The organism is Achromobacter sp. SLBN-14 (assembly GCF_006715415.1).
GTDB lineage: Bacteria > Pseudomonadota > Gammaproteobacteria > Burkholderiales > Burkholderiaceae_B > Achromobacter > Achromobacter mucicolens.
The window spans coordinates 3,941,130-3,960,008 of the sequence record NZ_VFNE01000001.1; the positions used below are offsets into that span (position 1 = coordinate 3,941,130).

At 68.3% G+C, this 18,879-nt stretch carries 16 protein-coding genes and 1 pseudogene; 13 read left to right on the forward strand and 4 right to left on the reverse strand.

Features of this window, described 5'->3' with window-relative positions:
* The first annotated feature begins 183 nt into the window (after window positions 1–183).
* Together dacB and upp are read left to right on the forward strand one after the other, a co-directional pair.
* Window positions 184–1,632: a D-alanyl-D-alanine carboxypeptidase/D-alanyl-D-alanine-endopeptidase gene (gene dacB, locus FBY20_RS17915; protein WP_056326619.1), complete on the forward strand. Its 1,449-nt coding sequence runs from the start codon at window positions 184–186 to the stop codon at window positions 1,630–1,632.
* Between the two features lie 212 nt (window positions 1,633–1,844).
* The gene (gene upp / locus FBY20_RS17920) at window positions 1,845–2,480 is read left to right on the forward strand and encodes a uracil phosphoribosyltransferase (RefSeq protein WP_056326620.1); all 636 of its coding nucleotides are present in this window, start codon (window positions 1,845–1,847) and stop codon (window positions 2,478–2,480) included.
* A gap of 79 nt (window positions 2,481–2,559) precedes the next feature.
* On the opposite strand, the gene cysG is transcribed toward upp, so the two are convergent.
* Window positions 2,560–3,969, reverse strand: coding sequence for a siroheme synthase CysG (cysG, locus tag FBY20_RS17925; RefSeq protein ID WP_142053778.1), 1,410 nt, complete (start codon window positions 3,967–3,969; stop codon window positions 2,560–2,562).
* A gap of 115 nt (window positions 3,970–4,084) precedes the next feature.
* Window positions 4,085–4,666 (reverse strand): ANTAR domain-containing response regulator, encoded by a 582-nt coding sequence (locus tag FBY20_RS17930; RefSeq protein WP_056326624.1) that lies wholly within the window; start codon window positions 4,664–4,666, stop codon window positions 4,085–4,087.
* Between the two features lie 405 nt (window positions 4,667–5,071).
* Between FBY20_RS17930 and FBY20_RS17935 the strand changes: the two genes are divergently transcribed.
* The 9 genes and pseudogenes from FBY20_RS17935 to FBY20_RS17975 all read left to right on the forward strand — a co-directional run bounded on the left by FBY20_RS17935 (window position 5,072) and on the right by FBY20_RS17975 (window position 14,154).
* Complete coding sequence (locus tag FBY20_RS17935; RefSeq protein ID WP_142053780.1) at window positions 5,072–6,370, forward strand: CmpA/NrtA family ABC transporter substrate-binding protein; 1,299 nt, start codon at window positions 5,072–5,074, stop codon at window positions 6,368–6,370.
* Window positions 6,371–6,396: 26 nt separating this feature from the next.
* The gene (gene ntrB, locus FBY20_RS17940; protein ID WP_142053782.1) at window positions 6,397–7,227 is read left to right on the forward strand and encodes a nitrate ABC transporter permease; all 831 of its coding nucleotides are present in this window, start codon (window positions 6,397–6,399) and stop codon (window positions 7,225–7,227) included.
* A gap of 4 nt (window positions 7,228–7,231) precedes the next feature.
* Window positions 7,232–8,116, forward strand: coding sequence for an ABC transporter ATP-binding protein (locus FBY20_RS17945; protein ID WP_142053784.1), 885 nt, complete (start codon window positions 7,232–7,234; stop codon window positions 8,114–8,116).
* Between the two features lie 10 nt (window positions 8,117–8,126).
* Window positions 8,127–9,329 (forward strand): annotated as a pseudogene (locus FBY20_RS17950) (NAD(P)/FAD-dependent oxidoreductase); the annotation flags it as partial.
* 21 nt (window positions 9,330–9,350) lie between these two features.
* Window positions 9,351–12,068 carry a nitrate reductase gene (locus tag FBY20_RS17955; RefSeq protein WP_142053786.1) on the forward strand — a complete coding sequence of 906 codons (2,718 nt, stop codon included), beginning with the start codon at window positions 9,351–9,353 and terminating at the stop codon, window positions 12,066–12,068.
* A gap of 108 nt (window positions 12,069–12,176) precedes the next feature.
* On the forward strand, window positions 12,177–12,902 hold the full coding sequence (locus FBY20_RS17960; RefSeq protein WP_174245477.1) for a hypothetical protein: 726 nt from the start codon (window positions 12,177–12,179) through the stop codon (window positions 12,900–12,902).
* Window positions 12,903–12,985: 83 nt separating this feature from the next.
* Window positions 12,986–13,303, forward strand: coding sequence for a YqjD family protein (locus tag FBY20_RS17965; protein ID WP_056326638.1), 318 nt, complete (start codon window positions 12,986–12,988; stop codon window positions 13,301–13,303).
* A 68-nt stretch (window positions 13,304–13,371) separates the two neighbouring features.
* The gene (locus tag FBY20_RS17970; RefSeq protein ID WP_056326639.1) at window positions 13,372–13,788 is read left to right on the forward strand and encodes a phage holin family protein; all 417 of its coding nucleotides are present in this window, start codon (window positions 13,372–13,374) and stop codon (window positions 13,786–13,788) included.
* 3 nt (window positions 13,789–13,791) lie between these two features.
* Window positions 13,792–14,154, forward strand: a complete 363-nt coding sequence (locus tag FBY20_RS17975; protein ID WP_056326640.1) for a hypothetical protein — start codon at window positions 13,792–13,794, stop codon at window positions 14,152–14,154.
* Between the two features lie 68 nt (window positions 14,155–14,222).
* Here the strand turns inward: FBY20_RS17975 and ubiD are convergent, their stop codons facing one another.
* Complete coding sequence (gene ubiD / locus FBY20_RS17980; protein ID WP_142053790.1) at window positions 14,223–15,767, reverse strand: 4-hydroxy-3-polyprenylbenzoate decarboxylase; 1,545 nt, start codon at window positions 15,765–15,767, stop codon at window positions 14,223–14,225.
* A gap of 81 nt (window positions 15,768–15,848) precedes the next feature.
* Here ubiD and FBY20_RS17985 point away from each other — a divergent pair, with 81 nt between their 5' ends.
* The gene (locus FBY20_RS17985) at window positions 15,849–16,667 is read left to right on the forward strand and encodes a lytic transglycosylase domain-containing protein (RefSeq protein WP_056326644.1); all 819 of its coding nucleotides are present in this window, start codon (window positions 15,849–15,851) and stop codon (window positions 16,665–16,667) included.
* 59 nt (window positions 16,668–16,726) lie between these two features.
* On the opposite strand, the gene FBY20_RS17990 is transcribed toward FBY20_RS17985, so the two are convergent.
* Complete coding sequence (locus tag FBY20_RS17990) at window positions 16,727–17,887, reverse strand: pyridoxal phosphate-dependent aminotransferase (protein WP_142053792.1); 1,161 nt, start codon at window positions 17,885–17,887, stop codon at window positions 16,727–16,729.
* 43 nt (window positions 17,888–17,930) lie between these two features.
* Between FBY20_RS17990 and FBY20_RS17995 the strand changes: the two genes are divergently transcribed.
* On the forward strand, window positions 17,931–18,842 hold the full coding sequence (locus FBY20_RS17995; protein ID WP_142053794.1) for an FAD-binding protein: 912 nt from the start codon (window positions 17,931–17,933) through the stop codon (window positions 18,840–18,842).
* The last annotated feature ends 37 nt before the right edge of the window (window positions 18,843–18,879 follow it).

The window sequence follows — 18,879 nt, forward strand, 5'->3', positions numbered from 1 at the left end:
GGCCCGCCTGGCGGGCTTGGGGCAACCCGCTATTGTAAAGGGGACGGTTAATAGGGGCGGAACGGCGGCTTGCGCAGTTAAATGCGTCTGCGCCGGCGCTCGGGGCGGCCTCGCGCCGCCCGCAATCCGTCCAGGTTTTGTATGCTCTCGGTTTTGCTGGACGAGCAACCGGGTGGGCGTGCAATGACGGGACAAGTGATCAGGCGGGTGGGCGGACTGAAGCAATGGCTGGCCGGCGGTGTCCTGGCCCTGGCCGCGCACGCCGCCTTTGCGCAGGTTCCAGGATTGCCCCCCGACGTGGTCAAGGCCTGGAAGGCGAGCAAGCTGCCGGAAAGTTCGCTGTCGCTGGTGGTCCAGGAGGTCGGCGGCCCGCGGCTCGTGGCGCTCAACGCGAAGGAAGCCCGCAATCCGGCCTCGGTGATGAAACTGGTCACGACCTGGGCAGCGCTGTCCGAGCTGGGCCCCAATTACGTCTGGCGCACCGAATTCATGACGGCGCCCGGCGCGCGTCCCGACGCCAAGGGCGTGCTGGCCGGGCCGCTGTACCTGCGGGCCGGCGGCGATCCCCAATTCTTGATGCAGGACCTGTGGACGCTGCTGCGCGAACTGCGGCTGCGCGGGGTCAAGCAGATCAACGATCTCGTGATCGACCGCAGCATCTTCGGCCAGGTCACGACCGACCCGGGCGCGTTCGACGGCGCGCCCGACCGGGCTTACAACGCCAGCCCGGACGCGCTGATGGTGGGCTTTGGCGCGCTGCGGCTGCTGTTCACGCCGGACCCGGTCGCCAACAAATGGGTGCCGCTGATCGATCCGCCGCTGCCCGGCCTGAAGATCGAAGGCCAGGTCGAATGGAGCGACGTGCGCTGTCCCGGCCCGCCGGTGGTCACGACCGACCCCCTCATTACCCAGCAGGGCGTCACCATCCGCGTCAACGGCAAGGTGGCCGGTTCCTGCGGCGAGTTCAGCCTGTATCGCCTGGCGCTGTCCCAGCCCGAATACGCCACCGAAGTCTTCCGCATGCTCTGGAAGGAGCTGGGCGGCACGTTCAAGGGACAGGTCCGGTCCGGCATGGTGCCGGCCGACGCCGTGGTGCTGGCCTCGCACGACTCGCCCACGCTGGCCGAGGCGATCCGCCAGATCAACAAGCGCAGCAACAACGTCATGGCGCGCACCCTGCTGCTGACGCTGGGCGCCGAGCGGGGCCGCCGTCCGGCCACCGTCGGCAGCAGCGAGGAAGTGGCCAAGCAGCTTCTGGCCAAGCAGGGGCTGGACATGCCGGAACTGGTCATCGACAACGGCGCCGGCCTGTCGCGCGACGCCCGCGTGTCGGCGGACAGCCTGGCGTCGATGCTGACCGTGGCCTGGAATTCGCCGGTGATGCCGGAATACATTTCGTCCTTCGCCATCGCCGGCGTGGACGGCACCGTGCGCCGCCGCCTGAAGGGCAACGGCACGCTGGGCATGGCCCACCTGAAGACCGGCTCGCTGCGCGACGTGCGCTCGATCGCCGGTTACGTGCTCGGCGCCAGCGGCAAGCGCTACGTGGTCGTCAGCATCGTGAACCACGAGCAGGCAGGCGCCGTCCGGGCATTCGACGACGCCTTGATCTCCTGGCTCGCCGAACAATGAATATGAGCCCCCACGCCGCGCGCATTTCATGCGCTTGCTGCCCCCCAAGGGGGCTGCCCCGCCTTGGGGCGGCCCGGCGGCGGGGCGGGCCCAAAACGATTACGATCCTCTCGTGTGGCTCGCGAGCGGGTGGCGCAGGTGCGCTGCGCCGCGCCGGGTCCGCCTGAGGCCGAAAGCATTCTGACCAACAAATACTCTGGAGAGTTACGCACATGCCCGTGCACGAAATCCGCCATCCGCTGATCCGCCACAAGCTCGGGATCATGCGGCGCGCCGACCTCAGTACCAAGAGCTTCCGTGAACTGTCGCAGGAAGTGGGCGCGCTGCTGACGTACGAAGCGTCCAAGGACCTGCCGCTGGCGCCCGCCACGGTCGAGGGCTGGTGCGGGCAGGTCGAAGTCGAGAAGATCGCCGGCAAGAAAGTCACCGTGGTGCCCATCCTGCGCGCCGGCATCGGCATGCTGGACGGCGTGCTGAGCCTGATCCCGGGCGCCAAGGTCAGCGTCGTGGGCGTGGCTCGCAATGAAGAGACGCTGGAAGCCCACACCTATCTGGAACGCCTGGTGGGCGAACTCGACCAGCGCCTGGCGCTGATCGTCGATCCCATGCTGGCCACGGGCGGTTCGATGGTTGCCGCCATCGACCTGCTCAAGCGCGCCGGCTGCAAGGAGATCCGCGCGCTGGTGCTGGTGGCGGCGCCCGTGGGCATCGACGCGGTGCTCAACAAGCACCCGGACGTGCATATCTACACGGCGTCCATCGACGAGGGTCTGAATGAGCACGGCTACATCATGCCGGGCCTGGGCGACGCCGGCGACCGCATCTTCGGCACGCAGCAAAAGGGCTGAAGCCCCATCCGGCCGTGCCCGGCAGGGATATCGGCCGTGAAGAACCGGCGCAGCGCCGATGCCGCGCCGGACAGCGGTTCTAGGCCGTCAGCGCCGGCTGCCCCAGATGCTGGCCAAACCAGTGCAATTGGGGCGCCAGGCCGGCGACCTCGCCCACGATCAGCAGGGCCGGAGAGCGGACGGCATGGTCGCGGGCCAGTTCCGGCAGTTGCGCGAGCCGTCCCGACACCACGCGCTGTTCGGGCCGGCTGCCGTTCTCGATCAGTGCGAACGGCGTGTCTGGCGAGCGGCCGTGGCGGAGCAGGCGCTGCGTCAGCAGATCAAGCTGGCCCACCCCCATGTAGAACGCCAAGGTCTGCTTTTCGCGCGCCAGCGCGGGCCAATCCAGGTTGTCTTCGTCTTCGCGGCAATGCGCGGTGATGAGGCGCACCGATTGGGCGTGTTCGCGGTGCGTCAGCGGAATGCCGGCATAGGCCGCACAGGCCAGCGCCGCGGTGATGCCGGGCACCACCTCATAGCGCACGCCATGCGCGCGCAAAAACTCCAGTTCCTCGCCGCCGCGGCCAAAAATGAAGGCGTCGCCGCCCTTTAGCCGCACCACGCGGCGGCCCGCCTGCGCGTATTCCACCAGCAGACCATGGATGCGCGCCTGCGTGGCGTGATGGTTTTCGCCCGGCAGCTTGCCCACGGGCACGCGTTCGGCGTCGCGCCGGGCCAGCGACATGACCTCGTCGCTGACCAGGCGGTCGTAAAGAATGACATCGGCTTCGTTCAGCGCGCGCAAGGCCTTGAGCGTCAAGAGGCCCGGATCGCCCGGCCCCGCGCCCACCAGCACGACGCTGCCCTCGGCGGGCGCAATCGGCGCGGCTAACGCGTCGGCCAGCGCGGCCTCGGCCTGCGCCGGCTGCTGCTGGCGCAGAAAACCCGCCACCGGGCCGTCCAGCAGCCAGTCGTAGAAGCGCCGGCGCGCGCCCAGGTCGGGGTGGCTGGCGCGAATGCGCTTGCGGTAGACGGCGGCCAGGCCGGCCAGCTGGCCCAGCGTGTGGTCGAACAGCGACTCGATGCGTTCGCGGATGCGGCGCGCCAGCACGGGCGCCACGCCCGACGACGAAATGGCGACGATGACGGGGGAGCGGTCTACGATGGACGGCACCTGGAAGGACGACAGTTCGGGGTCGTCGACCACGTTGCTGAAAATACGGCGCGCCTCGGCGGCCTGGGACACCGCGGCATTGACCGTCCGATCGTCGGTGGCGGCCACCACCAGCCAGACGTCTTGCAGCCAATCGGGGTTGAACGTCCCGGGCAGGTGGCGCACGCGGCCCTCGGACACAAGCGCCGCCAGCGCGGGCGTCAGTGCCGGCGCGCCCACGACCACGTTTGCGCTGGCTTCCAGCAGGGCCAGGGTCTTGCGCTCGGCGACCGCGCCGCCGCCAACAACGAGTACCAGCCGGTCTGTCAGATCGGCAAAAATCGGGAAAAGCTTCATGTATGCCAGCCTCGGGCGCACCCGGCTCAATGTGGGTCGATGATAGGGACGGGCTCTCATCCCCACAACTTTTGATTTCTTTATTTCATATAGCCATAACTTATTTGGCTGCCCGTCAGGCGCTGCCCAGCCATTGGCTCATCTCGACGACCTCGCGGGCGACCTCGCCCAGCCGCTTCTGGCTCTGCATGGCGCGCTCGCGCAGCAGCCGGTGGGCCTCGTCCTCGGTCACGGCGCGCGTCTTCATCAGGATACCCTTGGCTTTTTCCACCCACTGCCGGTCCGCCAGCCTCAGTTGCGCCTCGCGCAATTCCTCGCGCCGGGTTTTTTCCATGGCGAAGCGCTCGATCGCCACGGTCAGCAGGGGTTCGATGCGTGCGGCCGGCACGTCCCCGACCACGTAGGCGGCAACGCCTGCGCGCAAGGCCGTGCGGATGGTTTCGCGATTGCCATCGTCGGTGAACATCACGACCGGGCGGTCGCTGTGCGAACTGGCCACACAGATGTTCTCCAGCGTGTCGCGGCCGGGGGCGTCGCTGTCGATCAGCACCACGTCGGCGGCGGACTGCGCGATGCTGGCGGCCAGGTCCGTGCCGGGCGCGACCTCGGCCACGACGTGCACGCCCGCCGCGGCAAGCGTTTGCCGCAGCGACGCCGCGCGTCCCTCGCCATCGTTGAGCAGCATGACCTTCAACATGAAACCCCCCCTGTGCGATGACTGATGCAAGTTCCATGCCATCGTTGCCGCGCGCGGCGCGGGGCGTGCGCGCACGATGGCGGGGCGTGCGCCGCACAGCGATGGTGCGGTGCGGCATCAGACTGCGCACCAACTTGGCTCCGCCCCTGATTCAGCCCGGCGAGGCCAGACCGGCGCGGGTTGGGCGCATCGCCAGCGCTGGCGCGGGTTGCGGCGCGGTTTGCGCAGACCGCCAGAAATCTGGCACGGCGATTGCTTGAGTGAAGTCGGGGCGGCCAACGGCGGTCGCCCGACGCAACGCGCCGCATCATGCGGCCAGGGACAACGACGTTCCGCTGCGCCACTGGATAGAGATCCGTGGCGCGCGGAACGTTTTTTTTTGCCGCCACCCGCAAGGAGCCTCGCATGACGCCTATGACCCGCAGTCCCTCGACCGACGCCGCCCGCGCCGACATGACCGCCAATGCCGGCCGCCGCAAATGGCTCAGCGGCACGGCGCGCGCGGTGGCTGGCGCCGGTCTGCTTTCATTGGTCGACCCGCTGGTGCGCGCCGGCGCGTGGGCGGCGGGCACCGACGCCCCGGAAAAGACCGAGGTGAAGATCGGCTTCATCCCGCTGACCGACTGCGCATCGGTGGTGATGGCGTCGGTGCTGGGCATCGACAAGAAATACGGCGTCAAGATCACGCCATCCAAGGAAGCCTCGTGGGCCGCCGTGCGCGACAAGCTCATGAACGGCGAGCTGGACATGGCGCACGTGCTGTATGGCCTGGTCTACGGCGTGCACCTGGGCATCGGCGGACCGAAGAAGGACATGGCCGTGCTGATGAGCCTGAACCAGAACGGACAAGCCATCACCCTATCGAACAAGCTGCTGGAAGCCGGCGCGCGCGACGGCGAATCGCTCGCCAAGCTGATGGCCGCGGACAAGCGCGAGTACACGTTCGCGCAGACCTTTCCGACCGGCACGCACGCGATGTGGCTGTATTACTGGCTGGCGGCGCATGGCATCAATCCCATGAAGGACGCCAAGGTGATCACCGTGCCGCCGCCGCAGATGGTGGCCAACATGCGGGTGGGCAACATGGATGGCTACTGCGTGGGCGAGCCCTGGGGCGCGCGCGCCATCATGGACAAGATCGGCTTCACCACGGTGACGTCGCAGGGAATCTGGACGGACCATCCCGAGAAGGTCCTGGGCGCCAGCGCCGATTTCGTGAACCGCAACCCGAACACCGCGCGCGCCGTCACTGCCGCGATCCTGGAAGCCGGCAAGTGGATCGACGCGTCGCCCGAAAACCGCCGCAAGACGGCCGAGACCATCGCCGCCAAGTCCTACGTCAACACGGACGCCAGCGGCATCGTGGACCGCATGCTGGGGCAGTACGACGACGGCCTGGGCAAGAAATGGTCGGACGCGCACGCCATGCGCTTTTACGCCGACGGCGCCGCCAACTTTCCGTACCTGAGCGACGGCATGTGGTTCCTGACGCAGCACAAGCGCTGGGGCTTGCTCAAGGAACACCCGGACTACCAGGCGATTGCCAGGCAGATCAACCGCATCGACCTCTACAAGCAGGCGGCGCAGGCCGCGGGCGTTGCGCTGCCTGCCAGTGAAACGCGCACGTCCACGCTGATCGACGGCGTGGTCTGGGACGGCAGCAATCCCGCGGCCTATGCCGACGGTTTCAAGGTCAAGGCCTGACGGCCGCTACGAGAAGGGGACTGGCGATGTCTACCGTAACGATGACAAGCCGCGGCAGCGAATTTGCCGCGCTGTGGCGGGAACGCCTGGAATCGGCATTGAAGGCCGTGGTGGGGCCGGTTGCCGGCTTTGCGCTCTTTGTGCTCGTCTGGCAGGTGGTGGCGATGCGCATCCCGGAGATTCCGACGCCCGGGGTCACGTGGCATGCGGCCGTGGAACTGTTCGCCGATCCGTTCTATGACAACGGTCCGAACGACAAGGGCATCGGCTGGAACCTGCTGGCTTCGCTGGAACGCGTGGCGGCGGGATTCGGGCTGGCGGCGCTGGTCGGCATCCCCGTGGGCTTTGCGATCGGCCGCTACGCCGCGGTGCGCGCGATGTTCTCGCCCATCGTCAGCCTGTTGCGGCCGGTGTCGCCGCTGGCGTGGCTGCCGCTTGGGCTTCTGCTGTTCAAGGCGGCCAATCCGGCCGCGATCTGGGCCATCTTCATCTGTTCGATCTGGCCGATGATCATCAACACCGCGGTGGGCGTGTCGCGCGTGCCGCAGGATTACCTGAACGTGGCGCGCGTGCTGAACCTGTCCGAATGGAAGCTCACGACCAAGGTGCTCTTGCCCGCGGTGCTGCCCTACATGCTGACCGGCGTGCGGCTGTCCATCGGCACGGCATGGCTGGTGATCGTGGCCGCCGAGATGCTGACGGGCGGCACCGGGATCGGCTTCTGGTTGTGGGACGAGTGGAACAACCTGAAGGTCGAGCACATCGTCATCGCCATTTTCGTGATCGGCATCGTGGGGCTGCTGCTGGAGACCCTGCTGGTCGCGCTGGCCCGCCGTTTCACCTACACCGAGGAATAGCGCCATGAAGAAATTCGTACGCATCGAGCGCGTGGGACAGACCTTTGACACCCGCAAGGGCGCCTTCGTGGCGCTGCGCGACATCGACCTGACGGTCGAGCAGGGCGAGTTCATCACGCTGATCGGCCACTCCGGCTGCGGCAAGTCCACCTTGCTGAACCTGATCGCCGGCCTGACCCGGCCGACGAGCGGCGTGCTGCTGTGCGCCGAACGCGAGATCACCGGCCCGGGTCCGGACCGCGCGGTGGTGTTTCAGAACCATTCGCTGCTGCCGTGGCTGACGTGTTTCCAGAACGTGCACCTGGCGGTCGAGCGGGTGTTCGGCGCCACGGAAAAGCGCGCCCAGCTGGCCGAGCGCACGCGCGCCGCCCTGGACCTGGTGGGCCTGCTGCCGGCGCAGAACAAGCTGCCGCGCGAGATCTCGGGCGGCATGAAGCAGCGCGTGGGCATCGCGCGCGCGCTGGCGATCGAGCCCGGCGTGCTGCTGATGGACGAGCCGTTCGGCGCGCTGGATGCGCTGACGCGCGCGCATCTGCAGGACGAGCTGCTCAAGATCGTGGCCAAGACCCGCACGACCACCATCATGGTCACGCACGATGTGGACGAGGCCGTGCTGCTGTCGGACCGCATCGTCATGCTGACCAATGGACCGGCCGCGACCATCGGCGAGATCCTGCAGGTGCCGCTGCCCCGGCCGCGCGACCGCGTGCGGCTCGCCAACGATCCGACGTACCTGGCGTGCCGCGCGGGCGTGGTGGACTTCCTGCATCGCCGGCATGGCAATCCCGAGCGTTCCCAGGCCGCGGTCCAGGCCAACGCCGCGCTTGCCGTCGTGCCCGCGCCGTTGCAGGAAGCCAGCGCAGCAGCAGCGGCGCGCGCCGCCGCGTAAGGGGGCGGTCATGCAAGCCAGGCAGAAGCTGGTCGTGGTCGGCAACGGCATGGCCGGCATCCGGACCGTGGAGGAGCTGCTCAAGCTCGCGCCCGATCTTTACGACATCACGGTGTTCGGCGCCGAGCCCCACACCAACTACAACCGCATCCTGCTGTCGCCGGTGCTGACCGGCGAGCGCACGCTGCAGGACATCGTGCTGAATGACGAGGCTTGGTATGCCAGCCACGGCATCCGCCTGCGGCGCCAGTGCACGGTGACCGGCATCGACCGCGCGCGGCGTATGGTCGTGGCCGACGACGGCACGCGCACGCCGTACGACCGGCTGTTGCTGGCGACCGGATCCAAGCCTTTCATCCTGCCGGTGCCGGGTCACGACCTGGCGGGCGTGGTGGCGTTTCGCGACATTGGCGACGTCAACCTGATGATCGACGCCGCCTCGCGTTACCGCCACGCCGTGGTGATCGGGGGCGGATTGCTGGGGCTTGAGGCTGCAAACGGCCTGGCGGCGCGTGGCATGGCCGTGTCGGTGGTGCATCTGGGCGCGGCGTTGCTGGACCGGCAACTGGACGGCGAGGCCGCCGCGCTGCTGCGCGAAAGCCTGGAGGCCCGTGGCCTGACGTTCCTGCTTCAGCACCAGACCGAGGCGATCCTCGGCGGGCCGGACGGGCGCGTGCGCGCGGTGCGCTTCGCGGACGGCTCCGAAGTCCCCGCCGACCTGGTGGTGATGGCGGCGGGCGTGCGGCCCAACACCGAGCTGGCTCAACGCTGCGGCCTGCATGTGGATCGCGGCGTTGTGGTCAGCGACACCTTGCAGACCTTCGACCCCCGCATCTACGCGGTGGGCGAATGCGTCAGCCATCGCGGCACGGCATACGGCCTGGTGGCGCCGCTTTTCGAGCAGGCCAAGGTCGCGGCCAATCACCTTGCGCAGCATGGCATCGGCCGATACGAAGGCAGTGTCACGTCGACCAAGCTCAAGGTCACCGGCATCGACCTGTTTTCCGCAGGCGACTTTGCGGGCGGCGCGCAGACCGAGACCATCACGCTGGCCGACATGCCGGGCGGCGTCTACAAGAAGCTGGTGATCCAGAACGACCGGCTGGTGGGCGCCTGCCTGTACGGCGATACGGCGGACAGCGCGTGGTACATGCGGCTCATTCGTGAAGGAACCGGCATCGGCGTGCTGCGCGAGCAGCTCATGCTTGGCGAAGGCGCGGCAAGGGAGTAGGACATGGACATGCCGATGGCGCGACGGATTGAAATCGTCAGTGAGGCGGCGCATGAGGTCGCGTCCATCTGCTGCTATTGCGGCACGGGCTGCGGGGTGCGCGTGCAGGTGCGCGGCGGCGCGGTGGCGGGCGTGCGCGGCGACGACTCGCATCCGGCGAATCGCGGGCGCCTCTGCAGCAAGGGCCTGGCGCTTGGCGACACCGTGCGGCGCGATGACGCGCGCGTGCTGTCGGCGCAATGGCGCGAGGCCCGTGGCGAGCCGCTGCGGGATATCGGGCTGACGCCCGCGCTGGACATGGCCGCGGACCGGCTGGCCGAGGCGATCGCCAAGCATGGGCCCGATTCGGTGGGCTTTTACCTGTCGGGCCAGTTGCTGACGGAAGACTACGCGGTCTTCAACAAGCTGGCGCGGGCGCTGGCGGGCACCAACAACATCGACACCAATTCCCGGCTCTGCATGTCGAGCGCGGTGTCGGGCTACAAGCGCACGCTGGGCGCGGACGCGCCGCCCGCCTGCTATGAAGACCTGGAGCTGGCCGACACGGTGCTGATCGCCGGGTCCAACATGGCCTACGCGCATCCGGTGCTGTTCCGGCGGCTGGAAGCCGCACGCGCGCAGCGTCCGGACATGAAGGTGATCGTGGCCGATCCGCGCCGCACTGACACGGCCGCGTTTGCCGACCTGCATCTGCCGATTGCGCCGGGGTCGGATGTGGCGCTCTTCAATGCCATGCTGCACGTGATGCTGCGCGAAGGCTTGGCCGACGAGGACTACATTGCGCGCCATACCGAGGGCTTCGAGGCGCTGCGGGCGAGCGTGCAGACGGTCACGCCCGAGGCGGCGCAGCGCATCTGCGGCGTGCCGGCAGACGACATCGTCCAGGCCGCGCGCTGGTTCGGCAAGGCGGGCGCGGCGTTGTCGCTGTACACGATGGGCTTGAACCAGTCGGTCGCGGGCACCGACAAGAACGCGGCGCTGATTCACCTGCATCTGGCCACGGGTCAGATCGGGCGTCCCGGCGCGGGGCCGTTTTCGCTGACCGGACAGCCCAATGCCATGGGCGGCCGAGAGGCCGGCGGCATGGCGACGCTGCTGCCGGGCCACCGTGATCCGGCGTCCGCTGCGCACCGCGCCGAGGTCGCGTGGCTGTGGGGCGTGGACAGTCTGCCCGACGCGCCGGGCGCCACGGCGCTCGATATGTTCGACGCCGTGGCGGACGGGCGCATCAAGGTCCTGTGGATTGCCGCGACCAACCCGGCGCAGTCGCTGCCCGATCAGGCGCGCGTGCGGGCCGCATTGGCGCGCGCCGAGTTCGTTATCGTGCAGGAGGCGTATGCCGGCACCGAGACGCTGGCCCATGCCGACCTGGTGTTGCCGGCGGCGACATGGCCCGAGAAGTCCGGCACCGTGACCAATTCCGAGCGGCGCATCAGCCGGGTCCGCGCGGCGATCGCGCCGCCCGGCGACGCGCAGCCGGACTGGCGGCTGGCGCAGGCGGTCGCCCTACGGCTGGCCGCGCGCATTGCGCCGCACAAGGCGGGTCTTTTCGCCTATCGCGATGAAAGCGAGGTCTTCGCCGAACACGCGCGCATGACGGCCGGCCGGGACCTGGACTACAGCGCGCTGGACTACGCCGCGCTGGAAGCGGGCGGACCGCAGCAGTGGCCGTATCGCGCCGGACAGGGCACGCCGCGCCTCTATGCCGACGGCGTCTTTCCCACGGCGAGCGGCCGGGCCCGATTCTGCGACGTGTCCTGGCGGCCGACGGCCGAAGCGGTCTCGGAAGACTATCCGCTGCAGCTCACCACCGGCCGCTTGCGCGATCACTGGCACACCATGGCGCGCACCTCGCTTGCCCGGGCGCTGATCCAGCACGTCGAGGAGCCGTGGGTGTCGCTGCATCCGGACGACATGCGCCGCCTTGGCCTTGCGGCCGGCGACCTGGCCCGGCTGGACTCGCGGCGCGGCGGTCTGGTGCTGCCGGTGCAGGCGGACGACACGCTGCGGCCGGGACACGCTTTTGTGCCGATGCACTGGGGCGGCGCCTTCATGGCCGGGTTGGGCGTGAACGCCCTGACCAATCCGGCGTCCGATCCCGTCTCGCGCCAGCCGGAGCTCAAGTTCACCGCATTGCGCGCGGAACCGGCCGGGCTTGCGTGGCAGGCCGCGGCCTGGCGGCAGGGCGACGCCGTGGCGTTGCGGGCCCGGCTTGCGCCGTGGCTGCGCCGTTTCGACTACGCCGTCGTGCTGCCGGCGGTCGCCGGGGGCGTGCGGCTGCGGCTGGCGAGCCGCGTCGCGCCGGATGCCGCCGTGCTGCATGAACTGGCCGACGCGCTGGACCTGCGGCGCCCGGCGGTCGCGTACGACGACCCGGCGCGCGGCTGCTTGCGGCGGGTCGCGGTCGGGCAGGGCGTGCCGCGCGCCTTTTTGCTGACCGGCGATCTGCGTGCGCAGGACGCGATGCTGGCCTGGGCGGCGGGCGGCGAGGCGCCGGCAAGCGCCGCGGCGCTGCTGATGGGACGCGTCGCGGGCGCGGCGCGCTCCCGGACGGTTTGCGTCTGCAACGGCGTAAGCGAAGCGGCCATCCTGAAGGGCATCGAGCAGGGTTGCGACCTGGCGGCGCTGAAGGACACGCTGGGCTGCGGCACCGGTTGCGGCTCGTGTGTGCCGGAGATCAGGTCGCTGATGACGCGCGCCCCGGCGGCGGCGCTTGCGTGACGACACGTTCGGACATACGCCGCGCGCGGCAACCGGTGTAGTATCAAGCCAGCCGTCCCTCAAGGCGGGGACGGCATTTTCCGTTTTCTGGAGTGGCTTGTGACGACGATGCGAAAAATGGCATCCCTGGTTCTAGCGGCCGGCGCGTTGGGCGCGGCCGCCTCGGTGCAGGCTGGCGTGTGCGACGCGCAATTCATGCACGACGGCGGCTCGGTCCAACTGACCGGCACGGGCAATCTGGCGCTGGGCGCCGACCTGACTTTTGCCGAGGTTACAAAAAGCAATGGCGACAACTGCCGCGCCCGCGTGCAGGGCTTGGCCACGTTCAGCTACGCAGGCCTGCCGCCCGGCAAATCCAAGCTCGATTACCTGATGACGGTCAAGGGCGGCCAAGCCACCTTCCTGCGCTACTCCACCGCCGGCGAAGCGCCCAAACCCTCCGAAGGCCAGTTCGACCTGCGCATGCTCGGCCTCTTTGCCTACGACGGCAAACTGGCTTCGGGCCAGAAGTTGCCCGGCTCGTCGTTTCGCCTGAAGATCGGCAAGGAAGCGCCCGTTGGCGGCCAGCCCAGCACCACGGTGCGCATCGGCGAAAAAACCGTCGGCCAGAAGACCGCGCTGACCACGGCGCTGGGCAAGCAGTCTTGCCACCCGATCACCTATACCCGCAATTCGGATCCCACGATGGCCACGTTCCAGGGCCTGACCATTCCCATTCCCGGCATGAACACGACGGTCACGGATTGGTATTGCCCGGCCGTGAATCTGGTGATGAAGCAGGACATCGATCAGGGCGGCGTGAAGTCCGCCGTTGAGATTACGCAGATCAAGTAGCACCCGGTAGCAAGCGGGCGTTTGCGCCCGCTTGGCCGCTGGTATCATCGTCTCGTCATGGACACACAACAGGAGCTCAGAAAATGGCAACGAGAAAATCCGAAGACGTCGCAAAAGAAAAACTGATCGACAGTGTCAAGACCAGCCTGAACGACGCCGAAAGCCTGCTGCGCGAAGCCGCCAGCAGCACCGGCGACAAGGCCAACGAACTGCGCGACCGCGCGCTGACGTCGCTGCGTCGCACGCGTGAGGCGCTGTACGAAGCGCAGGACGCCGTTCTCGAACGCGGCCGCAAGGCTGCCCGCGCGACGGACGACTACGTGCACGACAATCCCTGGCAAGCCATCGGGGTGGCAGGCGTGACCGGCCTGCTGCTCGGCTTGCTGATCAGCCGCCGCTGACAGGGCAGGATGTCCGGGCGGCAGGCACGGCGATACGCCGCTGCCTGCCGCCCGGCGTTCTTTCAGCCATGGGTCTAAGAAAAACTGTATTCGGTGTTGCCTCCAGCCTGGTCGGGCTGATGCGCACGCGGTTGGAGCTGCTGGCTCTTGAAGCCGCGGACGAAAAGGCGCGCCTGCTCAAGCTGCTGGGTCTGGCGTTTGCGGCCCTGCTATTTCTGACGCTGGCGGTGCTGGTGGCTACCATCACCATCGCCGTGGCGTTCTGGCCCACGGAAGACCGCTATCTGGCCCTTGGCCTGCTGGCGGGGTTCTATGGTGTTGCTGGCGTGGTGCTGCTGCTGGTGGTGCGCCACGGACTCGTCTACGGACCGGCGCCGTTCTCGGCCACGCTCGAAGAGCTGGGCCGCGATGCGGAGCTGCTGGACAGGGTGCGCGAAGCCCAAGCCGACGACGAGACGGCGGTGCGCCGGCGCGAGGGGTTCTGAGTCATGCACAAACGATCTCCCACCGTCGACCGCGCCGTGCGCATCGAACTGCTGCGCGCCCGCGCGGCAATCGAGCGCGAGTCGCTGGCGCAGAACATCGTGTCGGCCGGGCGCAGGCTGGAACCCAGCGCGCTCATCCGCGGCATGCTGCCGGGCCTGGCATCGGGCGGCGCGTCCCGCTGGGCCTTGCAGGCCATCACGCTGGCGCGGCGCTATCCCATCATCAGTTCGTCGCTGTCCGCCATGTTCATGCGTGGCGGCAAGCGGGGCAAACTGCTCAAACTTGCCGGCGGCGCGTTCGTGGGCTGGCAGATCCTGAAGGCCGTGCGCGGCATGCGCCAGGATGATGATCCGGAACGCGATTGAACTGACGCCAGCTGAAAAGACAAAGCCCCGTTTGACGGGGCTTTGTTATTTGCGCGCGGTGCAGCCGGCTACAGCCCCAACTGCCCCCACATGTCGTCCACGCGTTTCTTGACGTCGGCGTCCATCGTGATGGGCGTGCCCCATTCCCGGTTGGTTTCGCCCGGCCACTTGTTGGTGGCGTCCAGACCCATCTTGCCGCCCAGGCCGGACACCGGCGAGGCGAAATCCAGATAGTCGATCGGCGTGTTCTCCACCAGCAGCGTGTCGCGCACCGGGTCCATGCGGGTGGTCATCGCCCAGACCACTTCCTTCCAGTCGCGCGGGTTGATGTCTTCGTCCACGACCACGATGAACTTGGTGTACATGAACTGGCGCAGGATGCTCCACAGGCCGAACATGACGCGCTTGGCGTGGCCCGCGTACTGCTTGCGGATCGACACGACGGCCAGGCGATAGCTGCAGCCTTCGGGCGGCAGGTAGAAGTCCACGATTTCCGGCAACTGGCGGCGCAGCAGCGGCACGAACACCTCGTTCAACGCCACGCCCAGCACGGCGGGCTCGTCGGGCGGCTTGCCGGTGTAGGTGGAGTGATAGATCGGATTGCGGCGCATCGTGATGCGCTCGACCGTGAAGACCGGGAACCAATCCTGCTCGTTGTAGTAACCGGTGTGGTCGCCGTACGGGCCTTCCAGCGCCATTTCGTAGCCGGTGTCGGGCGGCGGATTGACGCCGTCGGGAACAACGGGCTTGTTGGCGCGCGGGTCCGAGGAGGGCAGCAGATGGCCTTCCAGCACGATCTCGGCCCAGGCCGGCACGGACAGGTTGCTGCCCAGCGCCTGCGCGACTTCGGTGCGCGAGCCGCGCAGCAGGCCCGCGAACTGGTATTCGGACAGGCTGTCCGGCACCGGCGTGACGGCGCCCAGCGTGGTGGCCGGATCGGCGCCCAACGCCACGGCGATGGGAAAGGGCGTGCCGGGGTTGGCGATCGCGTGGTCGCGGAAATCCAGCGCGCCGCCGCGATGCGACAGCCAGCGCATGATGAGCTTGTTCGGACCCAGCAACTGCTGGCGGTAGATGCCCAGGTTCTGGCGCTTGGCGTTGGGCCCGCGCGTGATCACCAGGCCCCAGGTCAAGAGCGGCGCCACGTCGCCCGGCCAGCAGGTCTGGATGGGCAGGCGCGTCAGGTCCACGTCCTTGCCTTCCCAGACGATTTCCTGGCAGGCGGGGCTCTTGACGTTCTTGGGGCTCATGTCCCACAGCGCGGACTTCAGCATCGACACCTTGGCCAGCGCATCGCGCAGGCCCTTGGGCGCCTCGGGCTCGCGCAGCGAGGCCAGCAGCTCTCCGATGTCGCGCAGCGCGCTGACGTCGTCGGCACCCATGCCGCGCGCCACGCGCGCGGGGGTGCCGAACAGATTGGCCAGCACCGGCATCTGCGCGGGCTGGCCGTTGTGGCGGGCGTTTTCGAACAGCAGGGCGGGGCCTTCGGCCCGCAGCACGCGGTCGGAAATCTCCGTCATTTCAAGCTGCGTCGACACCGGCGCGGCAATGCGTTTGAGCTCGCCCATGCGTTCAAGTTGGGCGATGAAGTCTCTAAGGTCGCGGTATTTCACTACAGATCCCAGCGATTTGGTTACATTTCAGGTTCAAAGAGAGGTTAACATTGACTCCCTCTTTTTTACGCAGGAGGTTTTATGCCCGATGCGTCAGTGGCCAGCCTGTTCAGGAACATGGCCCAAGGAGTGCACCAATATCTTGCCGAATCCCTGCGCATTTGCTCTGTCTATCTGGGCATTGCGGTCATTGTGACGGTAAGCATGGGATTCGCCCTGCCTGGTTTGCGCGACCAGGCATTGCAAGTGCACAAAGCCTTGTTGACCGCCCTCGCGCCTTCATCCATGCAGGCCAGCTCCGAATCCGAAGCCGGCTCCGAACTGGGTGCCGACACGTCGTCGGCAATTGCCATGGCCGTACCCGCCGCCCCTATCAGCAACGCCACCGGCATGCTGGGGCCGGCCCGACTCGCGCCGCCCGCGCCCAAGAAGACCGCTTCGGCGGCCACGGGGCCACAGGCGGAAGCACTGCGCAACTATATCTCGCGCAAATACAAGGTCGCGTATGACGCGACCGGCCCGCTGTTGAACACCGTGTACAAGGTCAGCCGCGAAAAGCAGCTTGACCCCTTGCTGGTCCTGGCCGTGATCGCCATCGAATCGCGCTACAACCCCCTGGCCGAAAGCCACGTGGGCGCGCAGGGCCTGATGCAGGTCATGACCAGCGTGCACCAGGACAAGTTTGACGCGGTCGGCAAGAACCCGCTGGACCCGGCCGCCAACATCGGCGTGGGCGCCACGATCCTGCGCGACTGCATCAACCGCCGCGGTTCCGTGGACGGCGGCCTGGCGTGTTACGTGGGGTCCACCGGTCCGGACGACAACGGCTATGGGGCGAAGGTGCAGGCGGAACGCCGCCGCCTGGCGCTCGCCTCGGGCATCGCGCTGGCACGCGACTGATCCTGCGTCCTGCTCCGGCAACAGGCGCGCCCCATCGGGGCGCGTTTTTTTTCGTCCGGTCAGCGTTGCAGCAGCACGCCCATCCGGGCCACCGCCTCTTCCAGGCGATCCAGGCCGGTGGCGTAGGAAAAACGCATGGTGTGGGCGGCGTGCGCCGGTCCGAAGTCCAGGCCCGGCACCGCGGCCACGCCGGCTTCCAGCAGCAGGCGCTGCGAGAACGCGGCGCTGTCCATGCCCAGGCTGCTGATATCCGCATAGATATAGAAGGCGCCGTCCGGCTTGACTGGCACGTCGATGCCCAGGCGTTCGAATTGCGGCAGCAGGTAGTCGCGGCGCTGCTTGAAGGCCTCGCGGCGGTGTTCGAAGATCTTCAGCGCGGCGGGAGTAAAGCAGGCGAGCGCGGCGTGCTGGGCCAGCGTGGGCGCGCAGATCGCCAGGCTGGAGGCAATCTTCTCCACCGGCGCGACCATGTCGTCCGGCACGATCATCCAGCCCAGGCGCCAGCCCGTCATGTGGAAGTACTTGGAAAAGCTGTTGATGACGATGACGTCGTCGTCCAGCGTCAGGGCCGAGCGCGGCTGGCCGTCGTACGACAGCCCCAGATAGATTTCGTCGACGATGGCAAAGCCGTCACGGGCGCGCACCTGCGCCAGCAGCTCGGCCAGTTCACCGTGGGCGATCGAGGTGCCAGTGGGATTGCTGGGCGAGGCCACCATCACGCCCTGCGTGGCCGGCGTCCAGTGGCGCGCGACGTCGTCGGCGGACAACTGGAAGCGCTTGTCGGCCGTGCTGGCGATCAGGCGGGGCACGCCGCCCGCGGCCAGCACGAAATTGCTGTTGGCGGGATAGGACGGATCGGGCATCAGCACCTCGCCGCCCGTGTTGACCAGCGCCGCGCAAGCCAGCGTCAGGGCGCCCGAGGCGCCCGCGGTGACGATGACGCGGCGCGGATCGATGGCGGCGCCGAACTGGTCGCGGTAGAACTGCGCGATGGCTTCGCGCAGCGGGGCGATCCCCGCGCCCGGGCTGTAGCCGCTCAGGCCCGCGCGCGCGGCGCGGTCCAGCGCTTCCACGACCTGAGGGGGCGCGGTAAAGTCCGGTTCGCCGATGCCCAGGCTGATAATGTCTCTTCCGGCCGCCTGCAGCGCCTGCGCCTGCTTGAACAGTTCCATCACCTGGAACGTCAGGAAATCGTGAGTGCGGGTGGCAAGGCGGGGCATCGGAATCTCGAAAGCGTCATCTAGCAAAAAAGGAATTGTAGTCATGCAGCCATCCCGGCGCGCCTTCCTCCTGGGACGTCGGCCCGTCCAGACGCCGTGGGCGGCCTTCGTGCAACGCCTGGCGCTGGTGTGCCAGGGCAAGGTCCGCGACCTGGGCGAGGGCGGCGCAGACGGCACGTGCGCCGTCGTGACGCCCGTCCGCGGCGCCGACGTCGTGCAGGCCCGCAAATTGTGCGCCGAATACCGGGTGGTCCTGGAACTGGAGGGCGCGGCGGGACCGTTCGCGCCTTCGGCCCGGCCTCGCCTGCGGGTCGATCCCGTGCTGCTGACCGGCTTGACGCGGCTGGCGGGCGGCACGCCCCGCTGGCACGCGCAGCCGGGCGTGACCTTGGCCGAGCTGGCCAGCGCCGGCCTGCGGCAATTTGCCGGGTTGCCGGGCGACTTGACGCTGGCTCAATGGGTGGCGGCGCCGGCTGCCTGGCCGGCGGGCCATTGCGCGGCCTCGGGCCTTGCGGCGGCGGACGTGCTGCTGGCCGATGGCGTCGAGGAAACGCTGGGGGCGTTTGGCGAGGCCGATGTCCAGCCCCTGCGCTCGGCCACCGTCCAGCGCCTGGTGCCCGCGCTGTTCCAGCTGGCCTCCGGCGGCGACGCGTTCGCCACCAACGACGGCTATCACTGGCTGGGCCGCTACCGGCTGGATGCGCTCAAGCCCGAGGCGCCGGCCACCGTCAACCTGGCGCAATTGCTGTTGGGCCACGGCGGCACGCTCGTCTGGTTGCAAGGCGCGGTGTTGACCGACGTGCCCCCTGGCAACGACGCTCAGGCCGCGGACGAGCCCGCTTCCCGCCCCGGGCCGGCGGCCCCCGGGCTGGCCACCGTCCGGCTGGACGGACGGGTCAAGACGTTGTTCGACCCGGACGGCTGCTTCCCGGAATTCCTGTGGCCGGAAGTCTGACAAACGTTCAGCTTACTGTAAGATTTCGGCGCTCGAC